19 protein-coding genes and 1 riboswitch are annotated in these 23,115 nt (G+C 55.7%); of the genes, 4 read left to right on the forward strand and 15 right to left on the reverse strand.

The annotated features are described in order from the left end of the window. Positions 1-1,522 (reverse strand): FecR family protein (locus V7680_RS10210; RefSeq protein ID WP_335653175.1); only part of this gene is annotated, 1,522 nt, incomplete at its 3' end. 183 nt (positions 1,523-1,705) lie between these two features. Here V7680_RS10210 and V7680_RS10215 point away from each other — a divergent pair. Then, a complete protein-coding gene (locus V7680_RS10215) occupies positions 1,706-3,376 on the forward strand; it encodes a ShlB/FhaC/HecB family hemolysin secretion/activation protein (protein WP_335653176.1) in 1,671 nt (556 codons plus the stop codon). A gap of 78 nt (positions 3,377-3,454) precedes the next feature. On the opposite strand, the gene V7680_RS10220 is transcribed toward V7680_RS10215, so the two are convergent. Next, positions 3,455-3,802: a hypothetical protein gene (locus V7680_RS10220; RefSeq protein WP_335653177.1), complete on the reverse strand. Its 348-nt coding sequence runs from the start codon at positions 3,800-3,802 to the stop codon at positions 3,455-3,457. Between the two features lie 219 nt (positions 3,803-4,021). Further along, positions 4,022-4,233, forward strand: a riboswitch (cobalamin riboswitch). Between the two features lie 82 nt (positions 4,234-4,315). On the opposite strand from V7680_RS10220, the gene V7680_RS10225 reads away from it, so the two are divergent. Together V7680_RS10225 and V7680_RS10230 are read left to right on the forward strand one after the other, a co-directional pair. Then, positions 4,316-6,208, forward strand: coding sequence for a TonB-dependent receptor plug domain-containing protein (locus V7680_RS10225; RefSeq protein WP_335653178.1), 1,893 nt, complete (start codon positions 4,316-4,318; stop codon positions 6,206-6,208). Between the two features lie 29 nt (positions 6,209-6,237). Next, positions 6,238-6,783 carry a hypothetical protein gene (locus tag V7680_RS10230; RefSeq protein ID WP_335653179.1) on the forward strand — a complete coding sequence of 182 codons (546 nt, stop codon included), beginning with the start codon at positions 6,238-6,240 and terminating at the stop codon, positions 6,781-6,783. Between the two features lie 5 nt (positions 6,784-6,788). On the opposite strand, the gene V7680_RS10235 is transcribed toward V7680_RS10230, so the two are convergent. The 6 genes from V7680_RS10235 to V7680_RS10260 form a co-directional block, all read right to left on the reverse strand. After that, entirely contained in the window at positions 6,789-7,517 is a 729-nt protein-coding gene (locus tag V7680_RS10235; protein ID WP_335653180.1) for a sulfotransferase, read from the reverse strand. A gap of 273 nt (positions 7,518-7,790) precedes the next feature. Next, positions 7,791-8,705, reverse strand: a complete 915-nt coding sequence (locus tag V7680_RS10240) for an aminotransferase class IV (protein WP_335653181.1) — start codon at positions 8,703-8,705, stop codon at positions 7,791-7,793. A gap of 129 nt (positions 8,706-8,834) precedes the next feature. Next, positions 8,835-10,115: a Xaa-Pro dipeptidase gene (locus V7680_RS10245; RefSeq protein WP_335653182.1), complete on the reverse strand. Its 1,281-nt coding sequence runs from the start codon at positions 10,113-10,115 to the stop codon at positions 8,835-8,837. A 33-nt stretch (positions 10,116-10,148) separates the two neighbouring features. Then, positions 10,149-11,561, reverse strand: a complete 1,413-nt coding sequence (gene lpdA / locus V7680_RS10250) for a dihydrolipoyl dehydrogenase (protein WP_335653183.1) — start codon at positions 11,559-11,561, stop codon at positions 10,149-10,151. A gap of 21 nt (positions 11,562-11,582) precedes the next feature. Continuing rightward, positions 11,583-11,966 (reverse strand): acyl-CoA thioesterase, encoded by a 384-nt coding sequence (locus tag V7680_RS10255; protein ID WP_335653184.1) that lies wholly within the window; start codon positions 11,964-11,966, stop codon positions 11,583-11,585. After that, positions 11,963-13,246 (reverse strand): pyruvate dehydrogenase complex dihydrolipoamide acetyltransferase, encoded by a 1,284-nt coding sequence (locus V7680_RS10260; protein WP_335653185.1) that lies wholly within the window; start codon positions 13,244-13,246, stop codon positions 11,963-11,965. The genes V7680_RS10255 and V7680_RS10260 overlap by 4 nt, the downstream gene beginning before the upstream one ends. Positions 13,247-13,382: 136 nt before the next feature. On the opposite strand from V7680_RS10260, the gene V7680_RS10265 reads away from it, so the two are divergent. After that, entirely contained in the window at positions 13,383-13,838 is a 456-nt protein-coding gene (locus V7680_RS10265) for a universal stress protein (protein WP_335653186.1), read from the forward strand. On the opposite strand, the gene V7680_RS10270 is transcribed toward V7680_RS10265, so the two are convergent. The 7 genes from V7680_RS10270 to V7680_RS10300 form a co-directional block, all read right to left on the reverse strand. Further along, positions 13,835-14,365, reverse strand: a complete 531-nt coding sequence (locus tag V7680_RS10270) for a peroxiredoxin-like family protein (protein ID WP_335653187.1) — start codon at positions 14,363-14,365, stop codon at positions 13,835-13,837. The two genes, V7680_RS10265 and V7680_RS10270, sit on opposite strands and share 4 nt — an antisense overlap. Before the next feature lie 73 nt (positions 14,366-14,438). Beyond that, the gene (rnr, locus tag V7680_RS10275) at positions 14,439-16,733 is read right to left on the reverse strand and encodes a ribonuclease R (RefSeq protein WP_335653188.1); all 2,295 of its coding nucleotides are present in this window, start codon (positions 16,731-16,733) and stop codon (positions 14,439-14,441) included. Then, on the reverse strand, positions 16,733-18,268 hold the full coding sequence (gene proS, locus V7680_RS10280) for a proline--tRNA ligase (protein ID WP_335653189.1): 1,536 nt from the start codon (positions 18,266-18,268) through the stop codon (positions 16,733-16,735). The genes rnr and proS overlap by 1 nt, the downstream gene beginning before the upstream one ends. Before the next feature lie 33 nt (positions 18,269-18,301). After that, entirely contained in the window at positions 18,302-18,919 is a 618-nt protein-coding gene (gene phaR, locus V7680_RS10285) for a polyhydroxyalkanoate synthesis repressor PhaR (RefSeq protein WP_335653190.1), read from the reverse strand. A 180-nt stretch (positions 18,920-19,099) separates the two neighbouring features. After that, positions 19,100-20,155 (reverse strand): alanine racemase, encoded by a 1,056-nt coding sequence (gene alr, locus V7680_RS10290; protein ID WP_335653191.1) that lies wholly within the window; start codon positions 20,153-20,155, stop codon positions 19,100-19,102. A 19-nt stretch (positions 20,156-20,174) separates the two neighbouring features. Next, positions 20,175-21,812, reverse strand: a complete 1,638-nt coding sequence (locus V7680_RS10295) for an MFS transporter (protein ID WP_335653192.1) — start codon at positions 21,810-21,812, stop codon at positions 20,175-20,177. Positions 21,813-21,839: 27 nt separating this feature from the next. Then, positions 21,840-23,115 (reverse strand): ATP-binding protein (locus tag V7680_RS10300; RefSeq protein ID WP_335653193.1); only part of this gene is annotated, 1,276 nt, incomplete at its 5' end.

Consider the following 23,115-nt stretch of genomic DNA (forward strand, 5'->3'; position numbering starts at 1 on the left):
CAGCATCGACCACCGCGCCGCCATTGCCATTACCGTTGCCATTATTGCCGTTACCATTGCCGCCGACATTCACTCCGACTTCAGCATCGACCACCGCGCCGCCATTGCCATTACCGTTGCCATTATTGCCGTTGCCATTGCCGCCGACATTCACTCCGACTTCAGCATCGACCACCGCGCCGCCATTGCCATTACCGTTGCCATTATTGCCGTTGCCATTGCCGCCGACATTCACTCCGGCGTCGACTACTGCGCCGCCGTTGCCATTGCTGTTCGGATTGGGGCCACTTCTGCAATTCGGAACACCATTACAGGTTCCGTCAGGCTGATCTCCGCCATAATTTGGTCCAGAACCACCGTTGCCATCGTTGCTGTTGTTACCAGCGTTACCGTTGCCGCTGGCGCTACCATTGTCGCCGACGTTTACTCCGACACCAGCATCAATAACTGCACCGCCATTGCCGTTACCATTGCCATTATTGCCGTTGCCATTGCCGCCGACATTCACTCCGACTTCAGCATCGACCACCGCGCCGCCGTTGCCATTACCGTTGCCATTATTACCGTTGCCATTGCCGTTGCCGCTATCGTTGACGTCAGCATTGCCATTGACACCAGCGTCACCTTTGCCCCCTGCGTTACTGTTGCCGCCGACGTTGCCTGCTTCGCTGACAGCATTTGCTCTTCCCACAGCACCCGGATTGCCGTTGGTCACGCCGCTCGGCCCACCCGTAATTCCGGTGATTGATGGGTTCAACGCTGCGAATTGGGTTGGCACGGGCGTCGCGACGCCGTTTGAAACCAGACCGCCTGTCAAATTGCTGAGCGAAACAGGAGTTTCCAGGACCGGCGCTGTGATAGATCCTTCAAAGTCGCTATTTGCGATCTCGACCAACGAAGCTTCATCCATCGGTTCGGGCTTTTCGGTGCTTCCCGCCGGCGCGTTAGGGGAATCGATGATGCGAGATTCGGTACCCGCGATGGTCAATCGAAATTGCTGACTCTGATCGACCATTCCGATCATACCGGGCGACAAGAGCTGTGTCGCGCCGCCGTCGAGGGTCGAAACCTGCACTGCACCTTCGGTAACCTGTACCGCTGTTCCGGATTCCGTGACTGTAACGCTAAACGTGGTGCCCTTTACGACAGCCGCCAGATAAGGCGTTTTGACACCGAAATGTGGGGTGGCCTTCTTGTCGATGCGAAAGAGAACATTGCCGAGTTCTTCAAAGAACTGAACCACGCCACCGCTTTGTTCCGGAGCGCTGATCCGAAGACGACTATTGGGTGAAACAACAACATATTCCTGACCCCGAACCAATACGGCGCGGCTCTTGGTGCCGGTCGTGATGACATCGCCAGCACTCAGACTGCCGCCGCTAATCGCGATCTTGGACACGCCCGAGCGCAAGACATTAACGGTTCCGGCACTCTCGGAAAGCTTCCACTGCGGCGTTCCTGCATGAGCAGATCCTGCTGTCACAAGCGCTGCAAGGCTTAGGAAAAGTTTCATTTTTTGCATTTTCAAATTCCTGGTCTTTGGTCGAACAGTGCTTTCCCACTGATCCATGAGAAGACCAATAGCCCCCGAAACTCGCGATATCGTTTAAAATGTCGCTGAATATTTCGTTAATCGGTGCTGTCGCTAAGGATTTCCTAAGGTTTGCAGGATAAATGATATTTCGAATGTTCTCTGGAGTAAGCCGTGCGTCAAAAAGTAAAATTGGTGATATTGGCCGCATTGGGCTGTTTCTCATCCCCTAGCCTGGCACAACAAGCCGGCAATCCCTTTGAAAGCGTCAGCGATCAGGGCGAATGGACAGTGGGCGATCCAACCGGAAGCGACGCTTTGGCTCCGATGGCTCCGATTTTACAGGCTGAACCCGTTTTTGCGCAGGACAATGCGGTGCAGCAATCCAGCGATAGCAGTTCAATCACAATTGGTGCGGTCAGCGTCAATTCGGGTAGTCAAATCGCTGGAGCCATGCTCGCCAGCAGCTACGAAAAATTTATCGGACAAACCGCCAGTCAGGAAATGCTGAGGGACTTGGCCAGTGCTGTGTCTGAAGCAGCCAGAAACCGCGGCTATATATTCGCCAGCGCACAGATACCGTCCCAATCCGTCAAAATCGGCGTTGTCGAGGTTCTGCTGGATCCTGGCGCGATTGATGAAGTCCGGATTATCGGGTCCAACAATAGTCGTTTACGGAAAATATTGAACAAGCTGGAATGCAACGCGGCGCTGTCACACGTGGTCGAGCGGCAATTACTCCTTGCCGGGGACTTGCCGGGGATCAGGTTGCTGAATTCAAAATATCAGCGCGAAGCGGGCAAAGGCGTGCTGGTTGTCACTGTGAGCGAGGAAAAATCCAAAGGATATGCAGCGCTGGATAATTACGGTCCGGAAACGCTCGGCCCGATCCTCGCCCGCCTCAATCTCGATCTGACCGGTCTGCTGTCGGATAGCGATGTATTCACCACAAATGTAATCAGCTCTGCCCTGCAGCCGAAAGAATTGACCTATATAAATGCCCGCTATGCCATGACTTTGGGCGATGGTGGCACCGTGATCGGATTTTCGGGCGCCGCGGGCCGTACCCGGCCGGGCGGCAATCTGGCCAATTTCAATCTAACCGGTCGTAATCGTTATGCTTCGATCTTTTCCAGCCATGCGCTGAAACGCAGCAATGATCTGAACCTTTGGCTCAATGCCGAACTTGCCTATCTTGATGTCGAGCAATCTTTCGATGGCATATTGTTTCAGGACGAACAAATCGCCACTGCCTCACTGAATTTCACGGGCAATTACAATGTCGGTATCGGCCGCGTCTATGGCGGCGTCGGAGTAACTCAAGGGCTAGGGATATTGGGGGCGAACAAAAGCGGCGATCCGCTGAACTCCCGCGACGACGGTAGCGGAGAATTCACCAAGGCCAATTTCTGGATCAACTCGATTCTCGACATGGGTGACGGCTTTGGCATGCGACTGGCCGGGAATGCGCAAATCGCTTCGCGACCGCTTCTCTCTCCCAACGAGATTTCAATTGGCGGGCCTTATTATGGCAAGGGCTACGACTTCAGCGAACGCTTCGGCGATGAGGGTCTTCTAGGACTGGCCGAAGTGCGCAAGGAGTTTAACAATATTACCGGATGGCTCGACTGGTTCCAGCTCTACGCCTTCGTTGACGGGGGCTATGTCTCCAACATCGGCACCGGCTTTGGCGATGGTTCCCTTGCATCCGCAGGCGGTGGCCTGCGATCCCAGATCGGAAATATCGACGTGGGTGTTGAGGCCGCTGCGCCGATGAATACCGACCGCTTTGAAAGCGGAGACCAGTCGCCCAAGATCAATGTGCAGGTCGGATTGCGGTTCTAACCAAAGACAGCTTGAGTCAGGCTATTAAAGTTCCGGAACCGGTCCTGTCAGAGCGCGGGCGCCTGCAAGCCAACCGGGTCACTCTTCCTTGACGGGTCTTGTACTGCTACTCGCATAGCCTGCATATCCGTCCGTATAGGCAAATAATACATTATCAGCCTCTTCGGTCGCAAATTTGGTCGCTTCGCTTTCCGAACTATTGTAGCTGATCTCGTCCTTCTTGATCGCTGCTATCATGTTATTCCGCTCGTCAGCGCACGCCGTCTTGGCTGCCTTCTTGAAAGCGCTGGTGCTGGTTTTTTCATCCAGATTGACCGTCGTATATTCCACGAGACAATTGGAATAAGCAACGCGGGAGGTTTCTGCGTCGGCGACTGTCGCTGCTGATGCGGTGGTGAACAAGGCAATAGTCAAAAAAGTAATCATGATGAACATTCCTCAATAAGATCACACCTATAGCATATTAGGATTTTGTGAGCGAAGCGGAATCAGCACTACCTGTGTAGAAAATATCCCTACTTTTCCATATGATATCAGCAAGTTCCGATATCATTCTTGCCAGACCTTCTGCGCAAGGCGTGCAAGTGTAGCCGACTCGTACCGCAAGAACCGATTTGGGCTTGCAACCGGATCGGTTTTGAGAGAATGGGGCGACAGATATCGGGTTTCTCTTAATCGAGAATTCAATGGGAAATCGGTGAGAATAGGGTTTGCGCCCGATTCGATTCCGGTACTGCCCCCGCAACTGTAAGCGGCTAGCTGATATGCCAAATGCCACTGGATCTTCGGATCTGGGAAGGCGGCATATCCAGCAGCGATCCGCAAGTCAGGAGACCTGCCCTATATCGTCGTTCTTCAGCCGGACGGGGTGTGTCGGGTGAACGGGGTTTTCCCCTGCGTAACGGCAATTGATGTCGTTAACGAAAGGGAATACTAAAAATGTTTAAATCTCAGTCTGTTGCCATGCTTATGGCGACTTGCGCATATTGCTGTGCGGTGCCCGTCCTGGCCGCCGAAGATCGCGAGATCATTGTCACTGCCACCGGTATTGCACAGGATATCGATGAAACCGGGGCGGCTATTTCCGTGATCACAGAAGCGGACATCCGCGATCAGCAGTCGATTGCGCTTGCCGATATTCTCCAGGAGCTGCCGGGCGTCAATGTCACCCGGAGCGGTGGACTGGGCTCCCAGACTTCGGTCCGGATCAGAGGGGCCGAGAGCGACCAGACATTGGTGCTTATCAACGGCATCAGGGTCAACGATCCATCCTCGCCCGATGGCGCTTTCGATTTCGGCAATCTGACAGCGGGTAATATCGAACGTGTCGAGGTTCTGCGAGGTGCAAATGGCGTAACATGGGGCAGCCAGGCGGTTGGCGGCGTGGTCAATGTCATCACCAAGCGTCCGAGCGAAGATCTCACGCTGTTTGCCCAAGGCGAATATGGCACCCACGATACCGTCCGTTTGGTCAGCAACGCCTCGGGCAAGGTCGGGCCGGTTGGCCTGACCATCGGCGGCGGCTATGTCCGCACCGACGGCATCAGCGCTTATTCCGGCGGAACCGAACTCGATGGTTATCGCCAATATTCGGCATCCGGTCAGGTGCAGGTCGATATTTCGGACGCCATCCGATTTGAAGCCAGCGGTTATTATGCCGACAGCCGGATAGACAATGACAGCGTCTTCCCGCCCTTTAGTTCGGATGATAGCCAGTTTTCGCTGGCAGAGGAATTTTACGGAAACGCCATCGTCCATATTCAGGCTTTTGACGGGCGGTTCCAGAACCGCTTTGCCTTCAGCCTGGCGGATATAAATCGCGACATCATCAACCCCTTCTTCACTTCGCTGCCACGGGGTCGATCGGAACGGTTCGAATATCGGGGTGATTTTGCTGCGAACGAGCAATTGCGGTTGGTTTTCGGCGCCGAGATGGAAGAAAGTCGCTATGAAAACAGCGGCGTTACGGCTTCCACAGGGATCGATTCCGTATTTTTCCAGACCGTGTTCAAACCTGCTGACGGCCTGTCGCTGACTGGCGGAATCCGGCACGACGATCATGAGGATTTTGGCGGCAATACCAGTCTCGCCGGCAATATTGCCTATCGGATCAGCGAAAATGGTCCGACGATCCGCGCGAGCTATGCAGAGGGCTTCAGAGCACCTTCGCTGATCGATCTCGACGATCGCCCCTTTGGCTTCGGAACGCCGGACTTGCAGCCGGAAACCGCGAAATCCTATGAAATAGGCGTCGATCAATCCCTGATCGAACAAGCCGTGCAGATTTCCCTGACACTGTTCCAGCGCGATACCCGCAACCAGATCGCCTTTGCTGCCTGTCCGGTAGCGCCTGATCCGGCACCCGCTGTGTGCACCAGCGGCAGTCGTCCGTTCGGCACCACGCTGAATATCGAGCGCAACCGTACCAAGGGCGTGGAAGCAATTATGTCGATAAGCCCGGTCGAGCGGTTCCGGATCGACGCCAACTATACCTGGCTTGACACCGAAAACCGGTCCTCTGGTGCCAATCTGGGCAACAAACTGGCGCGCCGTCCGGCGAGCAGCCTTTATCTAAGCGCCCAATATGAAACCGGCTACGGCCTGAAGCTCGCCGCCGATATGCAGATGGTGGGTGACAGTTTTGATGATCTGGCCAACAATCGCCGGCTGGACGGATATATATTGTCGGGCATTCGTGCATCCATGCCGGTGACGGATACGATTGAACTGTTCGGACGTATCGACAATCTGTTTGATGTCTCCTATGAAACAGCCACTGATTTTGGCGCTCTGGGCCGCTCGTCCTCCATTGGAGCGCGCGCGCGTTTCTGATGACCAATAGCAAAAGGGAATATGACCACATGCAACTCCTTCCAACTTCATCGCCCGTCCAGAATATCTGGGCCGGGATATTGGCGACCTCGTCGGTATTAGGCAGTCTTGCATTGGCCTGTATTTTCCCTTTTGCCGCTTTTGCAACGCTGCTCGCTGCAACCCTGCCGTTCCGCAAGGCGATGCTCTGGATGGGTGCGGCCTGGCTGTCCAATCAACTGGTCGGCTATCTGCTCCTCGGCTATCCGCAGACCGCGAACAGTTTCGGTCACGGCCTTGCGATCGGTGTGACGGCGATGGCAAGTTTGGGGGTCGCGAAGAAAGTCTTGGATCTGCGCTCCGATCGTTCGCTGGTTACGCTGGCATTAGCCTTTGGCGCGGCGTTTGTTGCCTTTGAAGCGCTCTTGCTGGTCGCGGCACTCTTCCTCGGCGGCGTTCAGAATTTCGTTCCTTCGATCGTATGGATGATCGCCCAGAATGACATTTTGTGGTTCCTTGGCCTGGGTCTGCTTTACATGGCTCTCAACGGCACCTTATTCGCACGGATCGGTAAGCAAGCGACACCACAGGGCTGATCATTTTATAGTCTGATCCGAAATTCCGAGAGTTTCAAATAGGCATCGCGGCACTGTTCCGCGATGCCTTTTTCTTTGTAACCAAGTTCGGGCGCCATGCCTTCCGCGCGCCCAAATCCCGTTGTTTCGATGACTCGGCCGTACCAATGCGAGGCCCATGTACCGTCGCTTTCTCGGGTTCCCGGCTCCCATTTGAGCATCCCAGCATCCCACGGAATATCCAGCGCCGCGCATAGAGCGCGCAGATGGGCCTCGGGATCGCGCAATATGTCGGCGCTTTCCAGCACGATCGGCGCCTGGCCGGTGATCTGGGCAGCGCGGTCGGCATATTCCAGCTGCCGCGCGTAGCCGAGATCCTCAGCTGTCACCTCAACCCGCTTTGCAGCGTAGCTCGCCACCACCCGCTCCGGGTCGCGGATCAGGAAGGCGTGGCGATGGTCGTGGAAGTCCGCAATTGTGACGTCGGCAACCATATGGTGCGGCATATGTTTCTGGTACCAGAGCGGCTTGCCGTCAGGGACGGGTCCGCGCATGGCCGCCGCTACGGATTGCCAGTCGCAATCCATTGACGCAATGACGTCATCGGCCATTGGTTGGCGCTGGCCAGTGGTTTTCAGAAAGGCTCCGTAGAAGGGCTCGTCGCTGACAGCACAATCGCTGCGCCCGCCAAAGCTGCGCATCATCGCGGTCGAGATGTTGCGCGGCCCGGACCACATGGCGATGCGGGTTGTCATGATTGGATCACCTGTTGCTCTTGGTTCGCCGCGAAGCGTTTATACGCAAGTGCATTATGGACTCGCGCGAAGACGCGAAGGCGCAAAGTCATAGCCTCTTGAATAATAATCTTCGCGGCTTCGCGTCTTCGCGTGAGAAACAAATTGAGAATGACCTGCGGTCGGCCTGGCATTGTGCCTAGCCCGATCGTCATCTCAGACCGTTCGCATCGAGCGAAGTCGAGATGCCTGGGAGCCAGCAAGGTGTCTCGACTGCGCTCGACACGAACGGGACTAGGCAACGTCACGCTCTATAAGTTCCTTATATAGTCCTTGTAGCCGCTGAACCATTGGTCCCCTGCCCTCGGTCAAAATCCGGCCATCCACCTCGGTAGCGGGCACCACGCCGGCAAAGGTTCCAGTGACGAAGGCTTCGTCCGCTCCATAAACATCGGTGAGCGAGAAATTCTTCTCGAACACCGGAATATCATTCTCCCGGCAAATCCGGATGACATTGGCTCGGGTGATCCCGCCGAGACAATAGTCGCCGCTCGAGGTCCAGACCTCGCCTTTGCGGACGATGAAGAAATGGGTGCTGTTGCAGGTTGCGACAAAGCCATGCGGGTCGAGCATCAGCGCCTCGTCCGCGCCCGCCTGGGTAGCCTGAATGCAGGCCGTGATGCAATTCAGCTTGCTGTGCGAATTGAGTTTCTGGTCCTGCACCGCCGGATCGCCCCGGCGGACATGAACGGTGAACAGGCGGATGCCGTTCTCGACCGTGCTCGGCAAGGCTTCCTTATATTCCGGGATGATCACGATTGTCGCTGGCGAAATCACCACGCGGGGGTCCTGATAGGGCGTTGAACGAATGCCGCGGGTGATCATCAGGCGAATGTGAACGCCTTCCTGATCCGTCATGCCGTTCGCAGCGATGGTGTCATAGAGGCGTGCCACCAATGCGTCCCGCGTGATGCCTATATCCATCGCGATTGCCTTCGCGCCTTCGAACTGACGATCGAGATGCGCGTCGAGAAAGGCAATCTTGCCCTTGTGCACGCGCAGCCCTTCCCAGACGCCGTCACCGAGCATGAATCCGCTGTCAAAAACCGAAACAACCGCCTCTGCGCGTGGCGTCATCACGCCGTTCACATTGATCAAGATATTCTCGTTGCGAGGATCTACGGTAAAGTCATGCGTGCCCTTAGCCATGGAATCTAACCTTCTGATATTGCGAGATACAAAGTTAAGTTGTGGATACAAACAGTTCAAGGACGCAGAGACGGCCCGGATCGGCAACAAGCGGGAATAGCGTCAACCTGACCATGACTTGACGATCAATCAGTCGGACTTGACCAGTTCGCCGCCCTTGATGACGACATCGACATCTTCCAGTTCCCTGACGTCAACCAAGGGATCTCCGTCAACCGCGATTATGTCAGCATAGCGACCGACGGCAATGGCGCCGAGATCCTGTTCCCGCCCCAATGCCTTCGCACCGCCGATCGTCGCTGCCTGTATCGCCTGCATGGGCGTCATTCCATATTCGACCATATATTTGAACTGGCCGCCAACATCGCCGTGCGGCATGACGCCTGCGTCAGAGGCAAAGACCAGTTTAACCCCGGCCTTGTGTGCTTTGCGGAAATTGTCGCGCTGTATCTGCGCGATCTCGCGGTCCTTGCGCAAATTATCCTCCAGCACGCCGTTCTTTGCGCCTTCCGCCTGAGTATAATCGGTGTTGAAAATATCCATTGAGAACCATGTCCCGCGCTGCACAGCAAGCTTGATCCCTTCGTCGTCCACGAGGCTGGCATGTTCGATCGTATCGATGCCGGCGCGGATTGCTGCCTTGATCCCGTCTGCTCCGTGAGCATGAGCGGCGACTTTCAGTCCCCATTGGTGGGCTTCATCCGCAATCGCGCGCAATTCGGTCTCCGACACTTGTTGTTGCCCGGGTTCTGTGTTGCGCGAAAAAACACCGCCGGTCGCACAGACCTTGATCACCTCGGCGCCATATTTGCGCTGGCGACGCACCTGATAACGAAGCTCCTCTACGCCGTCGCCAATGCCTTCCTCTTTTTCATTCTTTTCCAGAGAAGGCGGCAAAAATGTTGAATCGCAATGCCCGCCGGTGGAGCCCAGCGCATAGCCTGCCGGAACAATCCGGGGGCCCACAGCATAGCCATTTTCAATTGCCTGTTTCAGGCCAATATCATTGCGATTGCTCGATCCGACATTGCGCACGGTGGTGAAACCCGCGTCGAGCATCGAGCGGGCATTGCCAACGGCGGTCATCCCCCAGAAGCTGTCGGTAAATTCCAGTCCGCGATATCCGCCGATATCCGCTGGCCCGTCAAGATGCACATGCATGTCGATCAGCCCCGGCAGGATTGTTTTTCCGGACAGGTTTATATGTTCGACATCGCTGCCCCATTTCACGGTGCGCGCATCGGCGATCGAGATGATCCGTCCCTTTTCTACGAAAATCGCCGGATGGTCGACGATCTTGCCGGTAACGACATCAATCATCCTGTCAGCGGTAATGACCTTGGTCTGCGAGAACGCCGGAGCGGATAAAGACAGGCTGGTCGCCAAGAGAAGTTGGAAGACAAGTTTCATCAAATGCACTCCGGATCAGAGAATTAAGGAAAATTACATATGCAAAACACGTCCATAAGCATCGAGAACGCTTTCGTGCATCATCTCGCTGAGCGTCGGATGCGGGAAGACAGTGTTCATCAGCTCCGCTTCGGTCGTCTCAAGCGTCTTGCCTATCGTATATCCCTGAATCAGTTCGGTCACTTCCGCGCCGATCATGTGCGCGCCTAGCAATTCACCCGTTTTGGCGTCAAATACCGTCTTGATGAAACCTTCGGTCTCGCCGAGCGCAATCGCCTTGCCGTTGCCGATGAAAGGGAATTTGCCGACCTTGACGTCATGGCCTGCTTCCTTCGCTCTGGCTTCGGTCAGGCCGACGCTGGCGATCTGGGGGTGGCAATAGGTGCAGCCGGGGATATTGTTGACGTCCATCGTGTGCGGATGAGCGTCCTTGCCCAGGCTGGCGGCGATGGTTTCTGCCGCAATGACGCCTTCATGGCTCGCCTTGTGCGCCAGCCACGGGCCAGCGGTGCAATCGCCGATGGCGTAAATGCCGTCAATATTGGTCCGGCAATGGTCGTCGGTCTTGATATGATAGCGGTCGTCCGGCTGAACACCTAGCTGGTCAAGGCCAATGGTTTCGATATTGGGCATGATGCCAACGGCGACGATGACATGGCTGAAGTCATGGCTTTGCTTCTTGCCCTTTCTGTCCTCGATCTCCGCCTTGACGCCTTTGGCAGTGGCATTGATGCTCTTGACGCCTGCGCCAGTCATGATCGTCATCCCCTGTTTTTTCAGGGACTTCTCGAGGAACTTTGAGATTTCCTCATCTTCGACAGGCACGATCCGGTCGAGCATTTCAACCACAGTCACATCGACGCCGATGTCATTGTAGAAACTGGCAAATTCGATGCCGATGGCGCCGGAACCAATGACCAGCAATTTGCTCGGCGTTTCGCTTGGCGTCATGGCATGACGATAGGTCCATATCCGTTTGCCGTCCGCTTTGGCAAAGGGCAGATCGCGAGCACGAGCGCCGGTAGCGATGATAATATTCTTGGCAGTGAGTTCAGTCTCTCCGCTTTCGCCGGTCACAACAATCTTATCCTTGGCGGTCAGTTTTCCCTCGCCCATATGAACGTCGATCTTGTTCTTCTTCATCAGGCCGGTGACGCCCTGATTGAGCTGTTTGGCCACCCCGCGCGAGCGTTTTACGATCGCGTCAAGATCGGCGCTGATTTTCTCCGCGACCAGACCATAGTCAGCCGCATGTTTCATATTGTGGAACACTTCGGCGGAGCGCAGCAATGCCTTGGTCGGGATACAACCCCAGTTGAGACAGATACCGCCGAGGCTTTCGCGTTCGACAATCGCGGTTTTGAGGCCGAGTTGCGATGCACGGATTGCGGCCACATAGCCGCCAGGGCCGGAACCGAGAACGATGAGGTCATATCCGTCTGCCATGTTATTCCTTTTCGATAATCTCTAGTCCAATGTCGGGACCTGCACTGGCTTGCCATCGCCGTCCACCGCAACAAAGATATAAGTCCCCGATGCGGCCTTGGTCATTTCATCTTCATGCCGGTCACGCCGGAAAGCTTCGACCAGAACGGTCATCGAACTGCGGCCGATTTTGGAGAATTCGGCATAGACCGACAATTCATCACCAATCTCGACCGGATGTCCAAAACGCACATCATTCGCGCCTACGACCACTGACTGGTGCTTGCTATGCTGAGCCGCCAATGCGCCGCCGGCTTGCGCCATCTGGCCCATCAGCCAACCGCCAAATGCCACCCCGTAAGGATTGCCCTCGGTCGGCATCACGATGGTTCGTATAGCCGGGACTTTCTTGGCTAGTTCGGTCAAGCGAGCATTCCCAGCGGGTTCTCGCAAAGCTCTTTAAACACTTTCATCAATTGCGCGCCGTCCGCGCCATCAATCGCGCGATGGTCGAAGCTGCCGGTGGCGCTCATGATCGTTGCGATCTGCAGACTGTCGTCAATCACATGCGGGCGTTTCTCTCCGGCACCGATTGCCATGATCATCGCTTGCGGCGGGTTGATGACGGCGTCGAAATTCTTGATCCCGAACATGCCCATGTTGGAGATGCTGGCGGTGCCGCCCTGATATTCGTGCATCTTGAGCTTGCCATCCTTGGCGCGGCCGGCAAGATCTTTCATTTCGGTCGAGATCGCGCTGAGTGATTTGCTGTCCGCGTTCTTGATGATCGGCGTGATCAAACCACCTTCTATGCTGACCGCTACAGAGATGTCGGCGCGCTCGAACGTCTTGAGCTGATCGCCTTCGATCGACACATTGCATTTCGGCACCTGCATTAATGAAACCGCCAAGGCCTTGATCAGCAGATCATTGACCGACAGTTTGATGTCGCGAGATGCCAGCGTGGCGTTGAGTTCGCTGCGCAGCTTGAGAAGTTTGTCGAGCTCAATGTCCACGGTGAGATAGATATGCGGGATGGTCTGCTTGGCCTCGGTCAGGCGGCGTGCGATGGTCTTGCGCATGCTGGTGAGTTTTTCGGACGTGTGCGGAATATCGAATTCGCTGGCAGCTGCCGGGCTAGGAGCAGCACTCTGTGCCGATGCAACCGATCCGCTTTTGGCCGAAGACGTGCCGCCTTCGGTAGCGTCAATATCTGCCTTGATAATCCGCCCGTTAGGACCGGAGCCCGACAATGCGGCAAGATCAACGCCCTTTTGTTCGGCCAGACGCCGCGCAAGCGGGCTGACTTTCAGGCGATCGTCATTCGCATTTGATGCGGCTTTGGCTGCGGGAGCGGGTGCAGGTTCAGCCTTGGGTGGAGGCGCCGGCGTTTCCTCTTTGGCGATTGGCTCAGCGGCCTTCGCTTTCGGTGCAGCTGGTGCTTCAACATCGCCCGCCTCTTCGCCTTCCTCGGCGATGATCGCGATCACGGCCCCGACCTTCACATTCTCGGTTCCTTCGGCAACGACAATCTTGGCGATCACGCCTTCGTCAATCGCTTCAAATTCCATTGTCGCCTTGTCGGTTTCAATTTCAGCCAGCAAATCACCAGATGAAACGCTGTCTCCCTCCTTCACCAGCCATTTGGCAAGCGTCCCTTCTTCCATCGTCGGGGAGAGGGCTGGCATTTGGAGATTAATGGGCATGGCCGGTTATCTTTCCTGGGGAAGTCCTGTTATTAGGTCGATCTGTCCAACATTGAAGCAATATCGTCAAGGGGCGTAGCTTGCCTTGTATGCGTTTTTATCGCAACAGGTGTTTCTGACGGGGCAAGGAGGGTTCATGCGCACATATCTGGTAGTGATCGACGAGACCGATGAGGCGAGCGTAGCATTGCGCTTCGCCTCGCGCCGGGCGATGAAAACGAATAGCGCGCTGCACATCTTGGCGCTGGTGGAAAGCGAAGGCTTTGTTGCCTGGGGCGGGGTTCAGGCCACGCTCGAGGAAGAAGCGAAGAACCGGGCCGAGGCTCTCGTATCAAGCGCGGCCGGCACCTTGTTCGACGAAACCGGTATCCGGCCCTCGATGACGGTCAAGCAGGGCAAGGGACCAAAAGTCGTACGGGCGATGATGGATGAGGTCGACGGCCTGGCCGCGCTGGTTCTGGGAGCGGCCGCAAGTGGCGCGCCAGGACCTTTGGTCAGTCATTTTGCCGCCACCGAGGCAGGGACGCTGCCCTGCCCGGTGATGGTTGTTCCCGGATCATTGACCAAGGAAGAGATTGATCGGCTAAGTTAGCGCGATTTCGCCAGTTCGCCGCGCGCCGGATAGTCATGTTCCAGCGCATAATCGACGCCCTGCAGCAACTGGTCGAGCGGAGGCCGGGTAAACGGCATGCTCTGGATGCTGGCGAAATAGAGTGTCTGGTCAGGCTTGACCAGCAGCAGTGCTGGTTCTGAAAAAATCGCCGGCTCCTCACTGTCGGGGCGGCCGGACGAGATATAGAGGCCGAAATCGCGAGCCTGGTCTTCGCCGAGACCATAGCCAAGCGTCACATCCTTGATATCCCATTCGTCAGACGATTTCCGGGCACGTTCCTGACTGTCCATGCTGATCGCGACAACATTGATGCCGCGCTGGGCAAAATCACCAAGCTTGCGCTGCAATTCGCGCAGCTGCATCTTGCAGATCGGGCAATGAACACCGCGATAGAAGAGCAGCAGGGTAAAATTCTCGCCAAGCTGTTCGCTCAGCCTGAATTCGCCGCCGTCGATCAGCGGTACAGTGAAATCGGGAACGGCTTGGGTAGGAAGAATATTCGGCATTGGGGGAGATCCTTTGTCTTTGTTTAGTCTCTACCCCTATTGCCCCCGATGATTGCCCGATTGCCAACAAGATTTACTTTCGGCGGGGCTTACCCATCTTGCCCCGAACATTGGCGGGACGACCGGGCTTGCCCTTGCGATGCGGTTTTCCCTTGCCGGCGCGATGGGGAGCAGGACGGCCAGCCATATGATTGGCGCCCTCGGCCAGTTCGAACAACAGGCTGCCAGTGGCCGCATTGGCCTCGACCAGACGCAATTCGATTTTCTGACCGATATTATAAGTGGTACCGCTATCCATGCCGGTAAGCTGCTGCTTCGCCTCGTCATAGTCGAAACGTTCGGCTCCGAGCGTGCGCACAGGAACCAGACCATCGCCGCCCAGTTCATCGACCGTGGCGAAAAATCCGAAATTCTGGACGCCAGTGATCCGGCACTTGACGACTTCGCCAACCCGTTCCGCCAGATGAGCAGAGATATAACGGTCGATGGTTTCCCATTCAGCCTTCATCGCGCGGCGCTCGAGCTTGGATATTTTCTCCGAGATCAGTTCGAGACGGCCTGCTTCTTCGCTGTTCAGTCCCGAGAATTCGGGAATGGCGCTATTTGCGGGAGCAGGCTGCTCTAGTTTGCACGCACTTACCAGCGCGCGGTGGACGATCAGATCGGCGTAGCGCCGGATCGGGCTGGTGAAATGGGCATAGCTTCCCAGCGAAAGGCCGAAATGGCCCATATTGGTATGGCCATAATAAGCCTGGGTCTGGCTGCGCAAAATCTGTTCCATGACCAGCGGCAGCAGCAATTCGTCATCGACCTGTTCGATCAGATTATTGAATACCGCAGGTTTGATCACCTGTCCCATGGCAAAGCTCATGTCGAACGTCTTGAGATAGTCCTTGAGCGCCATCAATTTCTCGCGCGACGGCGTTTCGTGAACACGATATATCACCGGAGATTTTTTCGATTCCAGCATCCGTGCTGCCGCAACATTGGCGACGATCATATAATCTTCGACCACGCGGTGCGCATCGAGACGCTCGCGGATCGCAATCTCTACAATCTTGCCCTGATCGTCCAGCACAACACGCTTTTCGGGCAGATCGAGATTGAGCGGCTCGCGTTCGTCGCGCGCCTTGGCGAGCAGCTTCCAACAAGCCCAAAGGGGCTCGAGTGCACTGGCCTTCAGCTCATGATCCAGCTTGCCGTCCATCGCTGCCTGTGCGTCTTCATAGGCGATATTTCCAGCCAGTTTGACGATCGCGCGGGTGAAGCGCGAAGCGATGACCTGACCCTTGGCATCTATGGTGACGTGACAAACCAGAGCAGCCCTATCGACGCCCTGTTTCAGCGAACAGACATCGGTCGACAAAGCTTCCGGCAACATCGGCACAACCCGATCGGGGAAATAGACGCTGTTGCCGCGCTTATAGGCTTCGCGGTCAAGCTTGCTGCCCGAACGGACATAATAAGACACATCGGCGATAGCGATCAGCGCCTTGAACCCGCCCCTATTGTCGGGACTGTCATCCGGCTCGGCCCAGATCGCGTCATCATGGTCGCGGGCATCCGCAGGATCGATGGCAACAATCGGAAGGTGGCGCAGATCTTCGCGCTGCTCTTTCGAGATTTCCAGCTTGGTCGCCTGCTCGGCTTCCTCGGTCACCGCATCGGGAAAATGCAGCGGAATTTCAAATTTATGGATGGCGATCAGGCTGAACGATTTTGCGGCGAACGGATCGCCCAATATTTCCTTCACCCGCGCCTTGACCTCGGCACCGCGCTTGATCGGTTCGGCCAGCACCAGATGGCCCGGCTTGGCTTCGCCCAATTCGATAATCGGTGTGCTGCGACGGATCTTGCGATCCACCGGCTTCAGCCAGTAACGGTCGCGTTCGTCTTTCTCGACGATGCCCAGCAGCATTTCGTTGCTCTGGGCGAGTTTCTTCATCAGAAAGGCGACATGGCCCTGCCCGCGTTCTTCGGTTCGTGCGAGTATCCGGTCGCCGATCGCCAAGGCGGCCCGGCGGCCTTTTTCCTTGATCCTGATCTTTGGCGCGGGCGCATTTTCATCTTCCCAGCGTTCGGGAATGCCAAGCGCTTCATTGCCGTCAATCTCGACAATCTTGAGCACGGTCACCTTCGGCAGGCCGCCCACCTTATGCAAGGCCCGCCCCAGATCTCCGGCGAGCAAACCTTCCTTGGTCATGTCCTTGAGCAAAGCCTTGAGGCCGATCTTGTCCGGCCCCCGCAATCCAAAGGCTTTTGATATCTCGCGCCTTCCTGCAGGTCGCTCCGATTGCTCGATAAAATCCAGTATCTGCTGGCGAGTAGGAACCTGTTTCGGTTTGTGAGATTTTTTGGGACCTGCCATTAATAAGCTTTACCTATGATGATGCGTTCGACCGCCTGCTTGCCAGTGAAAATGCACAGGCCGTCGACCGGTGCTGCTTCGACTGGAACATTGCGGAAAGTCAGCTTCAATTTTTTGAGCCGTTCCTCGATGGCTTCCAGTTCGTCACCAGTTGCCTTGCACCATTGCACTTCGAGCCAGCCCGGATATTTTTTATTCTCTTTGTAGAAACGCTCGACTTCCGACCATTCCACAAAACCGCGGGTAATGTTTGATTGCAGACGCGCATCGGCTTCGGCGTGCAATTTCGACTGGATTTCCTGCAAAAGCGCAGGAATTTCCGGGATGAATTCATCCTTGGCGAGAAACTTCGTGTCCAGCTTACCGCTGTCCTGATAAAGCGCGTCGCGACGGATCATTGCAACCTTGTCTTCTGCCATGTCGCGCGGACCAATCTCCAAAATGACCGGCGCGCCTTTCTTGATCCATGACCAGCGTTTGGTCTGGGTCTTGGCGCCAGTGATATCCAGCTTCACCCGAACCGGCTCGTCAAAAGCTCTGAGCTTGGCGATATCTTTCGCAAGCACCTTGCAATATTCGAGCACTTCTTCGTCTTCCGGCTTGTCGCGGAGCATCGGCACGATCACGACCTGATAAGGCGCAATCAGTGGCGGTACGCGCAATCCGTCATCGTCTCCGTGGGTCATGATGACGCCGCCGATCAGACGGGTCGAAGTTCCCCAACTGGTGGTATAGGCAAATTGAAACTCGCCTTCCTTGTCCTGAAAACGGATATTCTGGGCCTTGCTGAAGGTCTGGCCGAGGAAGTGGCTGGTACCGGCTTGCAGAGCTTTGCCGTCCTGCATCATCGCTTCGATCGAGTAAGTCGCATCAGCGCCGGGAAAGCGTTCGTTCTCGGGTTTCTCGCCAGCAACGACCGGCATCGCCAGAACATTTTCGGAAAAATCGCGATAAAGTTCCAGGATCATCAGCGTTTCGTCCATCGCTTCCGCCTTGGTGGCGTGAGCGGTATGGCCTTCCTGCCAGAGAAACTCGGTGGTCCGCAGGAACATTCTGGTCCGCATCTCCCAACGCACGACATTCGCCCACTGGTTGATCATCACCGGGAGATCGCGCCAGCTTTGTACCCAGCGGGCAAAGGCAGTGCCGATAACCGTTTCGGACGTCGGGCGAACAACCAGCGGTTCTTCAAGTTTTGCGTCAGGATCAACGACCAATCCGCCGTCTTTGCCTTTCATCAACCGGTGATGGGTGACGACCGCCATTTCCTTGGCAAAGCCTTCGACATGCTCTGCTTCTTTCTCGAAATAGCTGAGCGGAATGAACAAGGGAAAATAGCAATTTTCATGTCCGGCAGCCTTGATCCGCTGGTCCATCAAAAATTGTACCCGTTCCCAGATGCCATAGCCCCAAGGGCGCATGACCATACTGCCACGCACACCGGATTCTTCGGCAAGGTCGGCTTCGGCAATCACTTGTTGATACCATCCCGCGAAATCATCTTCGCGGGTGATGGAAAGAGCATTTTTCTTCACTAGTTGTTCCTGCGGATTATTGGTTTCCGGTGGTCAGATGTCGAGCTTGTCAATTTTGGACTGGATGTCCGCCAATTGCTTTTTCAACTCGACAATTTCAATGTCCTTTTCGGACAATTCTGCTTGTTGTTCGCCTTCAGACTCGTCCTGGTTGTTCTGGCCGAGACTCAATGCCTTTTCAAACACGCCTGCGAGCGGGCTTGCCTTCAAGGCGTTTTCAACCGCTTCCTGAAACTGCTTCTGGTTTTTGACCGCCATCTGGCCAAGCGGGTTTTTGTTGAGCGCGCCTTCGACCGCTTCCTGAAACTGTTTCTGGTTTTTGCGGAAGTTATCCATCGACGCTTCGAGATAGGATGGCATCAACGACTGCATGCTGTTGCCATACATCGAGATCAACTGACGGAGGAATTTGACCGGCAGCATTTGCTTGCCGCTACTTTCCTCGTCGACGATGATCTGGGTCAGAACATTATGGGTGATATCATCCCCGGTTTTGGCATCGACGACGACAAAATCCTGATCCTTGCGGGTCATGTCGGCAAGAAAATCAAGGGTGATATAATTGGATGTCTGGGTATTGTAGAGGCGGCGATTGGCGTATTTTTTGATGACTATCGGACCGTCCTGAATTTTTTTCTTCGACTTGGCCATATAAACTCCCGAGAGGTTAGAAACACTGAAGTTTGCCGGGATTTCTAACCGTCCTTTAATTGCATGTTGCACCAGCACTAAACCTATTTGTGCAATGCCGCAACTTTTGTTGTTATGCAGGGCTTTTGCGCAATATTTCAAGTTTGTGCAACTGCGTTGGCAGAGCATATATCTGCAATGCTATGTCCACTGGCGCGCTAGTCGATTTCCGAGGCCGGTGATCAGTTCATATTGCGACAGGCCCGATTGCGCAGAAGCGATCCCAAGATCATATTCGCAATCAACCCAGTCACCCTCTTTTAGATGGGGTGCGTCCGAAAGATCGATTGCGATCAGATCCATCGATACCCGGCCCAGCACTGGCAGCACGATGTTTTCATGCACGAACATACCGCTGTTTGAAAATCCTCGCAAATATCCGTCGGCATAGCCCATCGCCAATATGCCGACATTGTGGGTCTCCGCTGCAATATATTGCGCATTATAACCGAGCTTGTCACCCGCCCGAAGCGAACGAACCTGTATAATTTCCGCTTGCGGATACGCCACCTGAGCAATGACATCTTCCAAAACCGGGCGTTGAATACCGCCGTAGAGCGACAGACCAGGGCGCGTTACATCAAAATGATATTGGCTACCCAGTGTTATGCCAGCGCTATTGGCCAGGCTGGTACGCTTGCCGGATATGATTTCCAGAGCAGCCTTAAACTGATCGAGTTGCGCTGCGTTCTGCGGAACATCTTCATCGGCGGAGGCAAGATGGCTCATCACCATGTCGATCGCCATTCCGCTAAATAGGCTGGCGTCGAGATCTTCGACGTTGATCCCGAGACGGTTCATCCCGCTGTTGATCATGATGTCACAGGCCCTGCCCGATGTTTTCCAGCGCCGCACTTGCTCCAGACTGTTAAGCACAGGTTTTGCCGGAGACTGGAGAGCATAGGGCAAATCAGCCTCTCGAACGCCATTGAGCACGGACACCTCTGCTCTGCCGGAGGTCAGATCTTCAATCTCGCTGGCTTCCTGCCAATTGGCCACGAAAAAATCCGTGCATCCCGCCGCCATCAGCCTTTGCACAACATCACGCACGCCAAGACCATAGGCATTGGCCTTAACGGCTGCTCCCGCCTTGGCTTTTCCCGACAGCCGGTCGAGCGCGCGCCAGTTTTCCACTAGCGCGTCGGAATCGAGCCTGATTGTCGCGGTCGGCGCTATTGTTGGTGTTGCGTCACTCATAGACCGAGCGATACTGCCTTCATGGCGCTTCGTCGAGTGCCGCTTCGGGGTCATTGGGTATGCCCCACCACGCAACGATGACACCAAATGCGACGACGCCCCATGTGTACCAGAGGCCGGCATAGATATCACCTGATCGCGCGACAATATATCCCGCGATCAGGGGCAGGAAGCCACCGAGATAGCCTGCCCCGATATGATAGGGTATCGACATCGAACTATAGCGGATTTTAGCAGGAAACATTTCAGACAGCAGCGCAGCAACCGATCCGTAGGTCAACGCGCTCAAACCACCCAGGACCAGCAGGATCGCGACGATGCCCAATATGCTGATCATATCCGGCTGCTGTTTGGCAAAGTCATAACCGTGCTCGGTAAGCGCGCCGCGAATGCCACTGCTGCGCGCAGCGCCATCTTCCATCCATGCCGGATCAATTGCGATCGCGTTGTTACCGGCACTCAGGCTCAATTCGCTGGCGGCCGTGAGCGTATAAGAGACGCCAGCAGATGTCAGCGTTTCCAGAACCTTGCCGCAATCACTCTGCTCGCGGCTGAACAATTCCGCAAAAGGATCCGTGCTACAGGCACTGCCCTCTACCCGCACGGGGTTCGCTTCGGCTGCTTCGGTCAACCCGGGATTAGCAAAATAGCCCAGTCCCCAGAATGCAGGAAATAGCAGTAGCAACGAAAGGAGAGCGCCAACGATGATCGGTTTCTTGCGTCCGACCTTGTCCGACCATTTGCCGACGACAAGATAGAAGGACATGGCAATCAGACCGGAAACGAACAATATGATGTCTACGGTCTGCGCCTCCATATTCATCGGCCCACGCAGGAACGACATTCCCGAGAAAAAGGCGGTGTACCAGATGGTGGTCAATACGCCGGTGATCCCGAACAGAGCGACAAAGATACGTTTCTTGTTGCCGGGATAGGTGAAGCTTTCGACAAACGGATTGCCCGCGGTTTCACCCGCCGCTTTCATCGCCTGGAAAACCGGGCTTTCGTTAAGCTTCAGCCGCATCCAGAGCGATATGACCAGCAGAAGGATCGAAAGCAGGAACGGTACCCGCCAGCCCCAGTCGTTGAATTCCTGTTCCGGAATCAGGAAGCGGCAGGCCAGTATGACGCCGATCGACAGGACAAACCCGCCGGCAACGCTGGCCTGGATATAGCTTGTATAATAGCCGCGCTTTTCGGTGGGAGCGTGTTCGGCCACATAAATGGCCGCTCCGCCATATTCGCCGCCGAGGGCAAGACCCTGCAATATCCGCAGGAATATCACGATCAGCGGGGCAGCCAGCCCGATTGTCTCGGCGCTCGGAATGAAACCGACGCCGGCGGTCGCAATGCCCATCAGGGTCACTGTGACGAGGAAGGTATATTTGCGCCCTAGCTTGTCGCCGAGGAAACCGAAGAGAATTGCACCAACCGGACGGAAGCCGAAGCCGATGGCAAAGGTCGCCCACACCATCAAAATTTCAAGAGTCGGATTTCCGCTGGGGAAGAAGGTCGGTCCGATAATATAGAATAATGTGCCGTAGATGAAGAAGTCATACCATTCGAAAATGGTGCCGGCGGAGGACGCCGCAATAACCAGACGGATTTCTTTTTGCGTCGGTTCGCGTTGCCCCGCCATTGCTACTTCACTGGCCATATTTTTGCCCTCCCCAAGGCGTTCATTCTATTCCAGCTCGAGTATCACGGCGTCGACGGCAAGGCTATCGCCTTGCGCGGCCTCAACCGATTTCACCACGCCATTTTTCTCCGCGCGGAGAATATTCTCCATCTTCATCGCCTCGACCACAGCCAGAGGCTGGCCTTCGACTACGCTTTCGCCTGCTTCAACATGAAGCGCGACCAGCAAGCCGGGCATCGGGCAAAGCAGGAAACGGGACAGGTCGGGCGGGATCTTCTCGATCATGTGCACGGCATGCTGCGCGACATGGGCGGGCAGGACGCGCGCCTTGTGGGTTGCGCCGTGGCTGTTGAGCGCAAAGCCGTTGGCGGTCGTGGCGATCTTCACCGACAGCGGTTTGCCCGCGACCTCGGCGAGGATCAGGCTGTCGCCCGGCGTATATTCGGTGGAGAGATCCACTTCGCTACCGTCGACGATTATTTCTTCTTCGGAGATCGAGACCTCCATGATCTTGTCACCGATCTTGACCTGCCATTCCGATGGCGGATCAAGCCGTTTTCCGAGCTGGCTGTCAATCCGGCGCGCACGGTCGGCATGAGCGGTTGCGGCAAATGCGCCGATGGCGGCGAGATTGCGCAGCAGTTCGTCGGATGCCGGAGCGCCCTGAAAGCCGTCAGGATATTCCTCGGCGATGAAATTGGTGGTGATATTGCCGGAGCGAAAGCGCTCGTGCTGCATCAGCGCCGAGAGGAAATCGATATTGTGACCGGGGCCGACCAGCTCAAACCGGTTCAGCGCATCGATCTGGCGATCAATCGCCTCGATGCGGGTTTCGCCATAGGTGATCAGCTTGGCAATCATCGGATCGTAGAAGATCGAGACTTCGCCACCTTCAGCTACGCCGTCATCAACCCGGATGCCTTCTTCGGCTGCCGGTGGCCGATATTTGACCAGACGCCCGGTAGAAGGGAGGAACCCGCGATAAGGGTCTTCGGCATAGACACGGTTTTCGACCGCCCAGCCTGTGAGTGTGACCTCGTCCTGCGTCAGCGGCAGTTTCTCGCCATAGGCGACGCGGATCATCTGTTCGACCAGATCGAGACCGGTGATATATTCGGTGACCGGATGCTCGACCTGCAGACGGGTGTTCATTTCTAGGAAATAGAAGCTCTTGTCCGCTCCGACGATCAGCTCGACGGTACCGGCGCTATAATAGCCCACAGCCTGAGATAAAGCGACGGCCTGTTCGCCCATCATCTTGCGCATTTCAGGATCGACGAAAGGCGATGGCGCTTCCTCGACGACCTTCTGGTGGCGCCGC

It is taken from the genome of Parasphingorhabdus sp. (assembly GCF_036963705.1).
Taxonomy (GTDB): domain Bacteria; phylum Pseudomonadota; class Alphaproteobacteria; order Sphingomonadales; family Sphingomonadaceae; genus Parasphingorhabdus.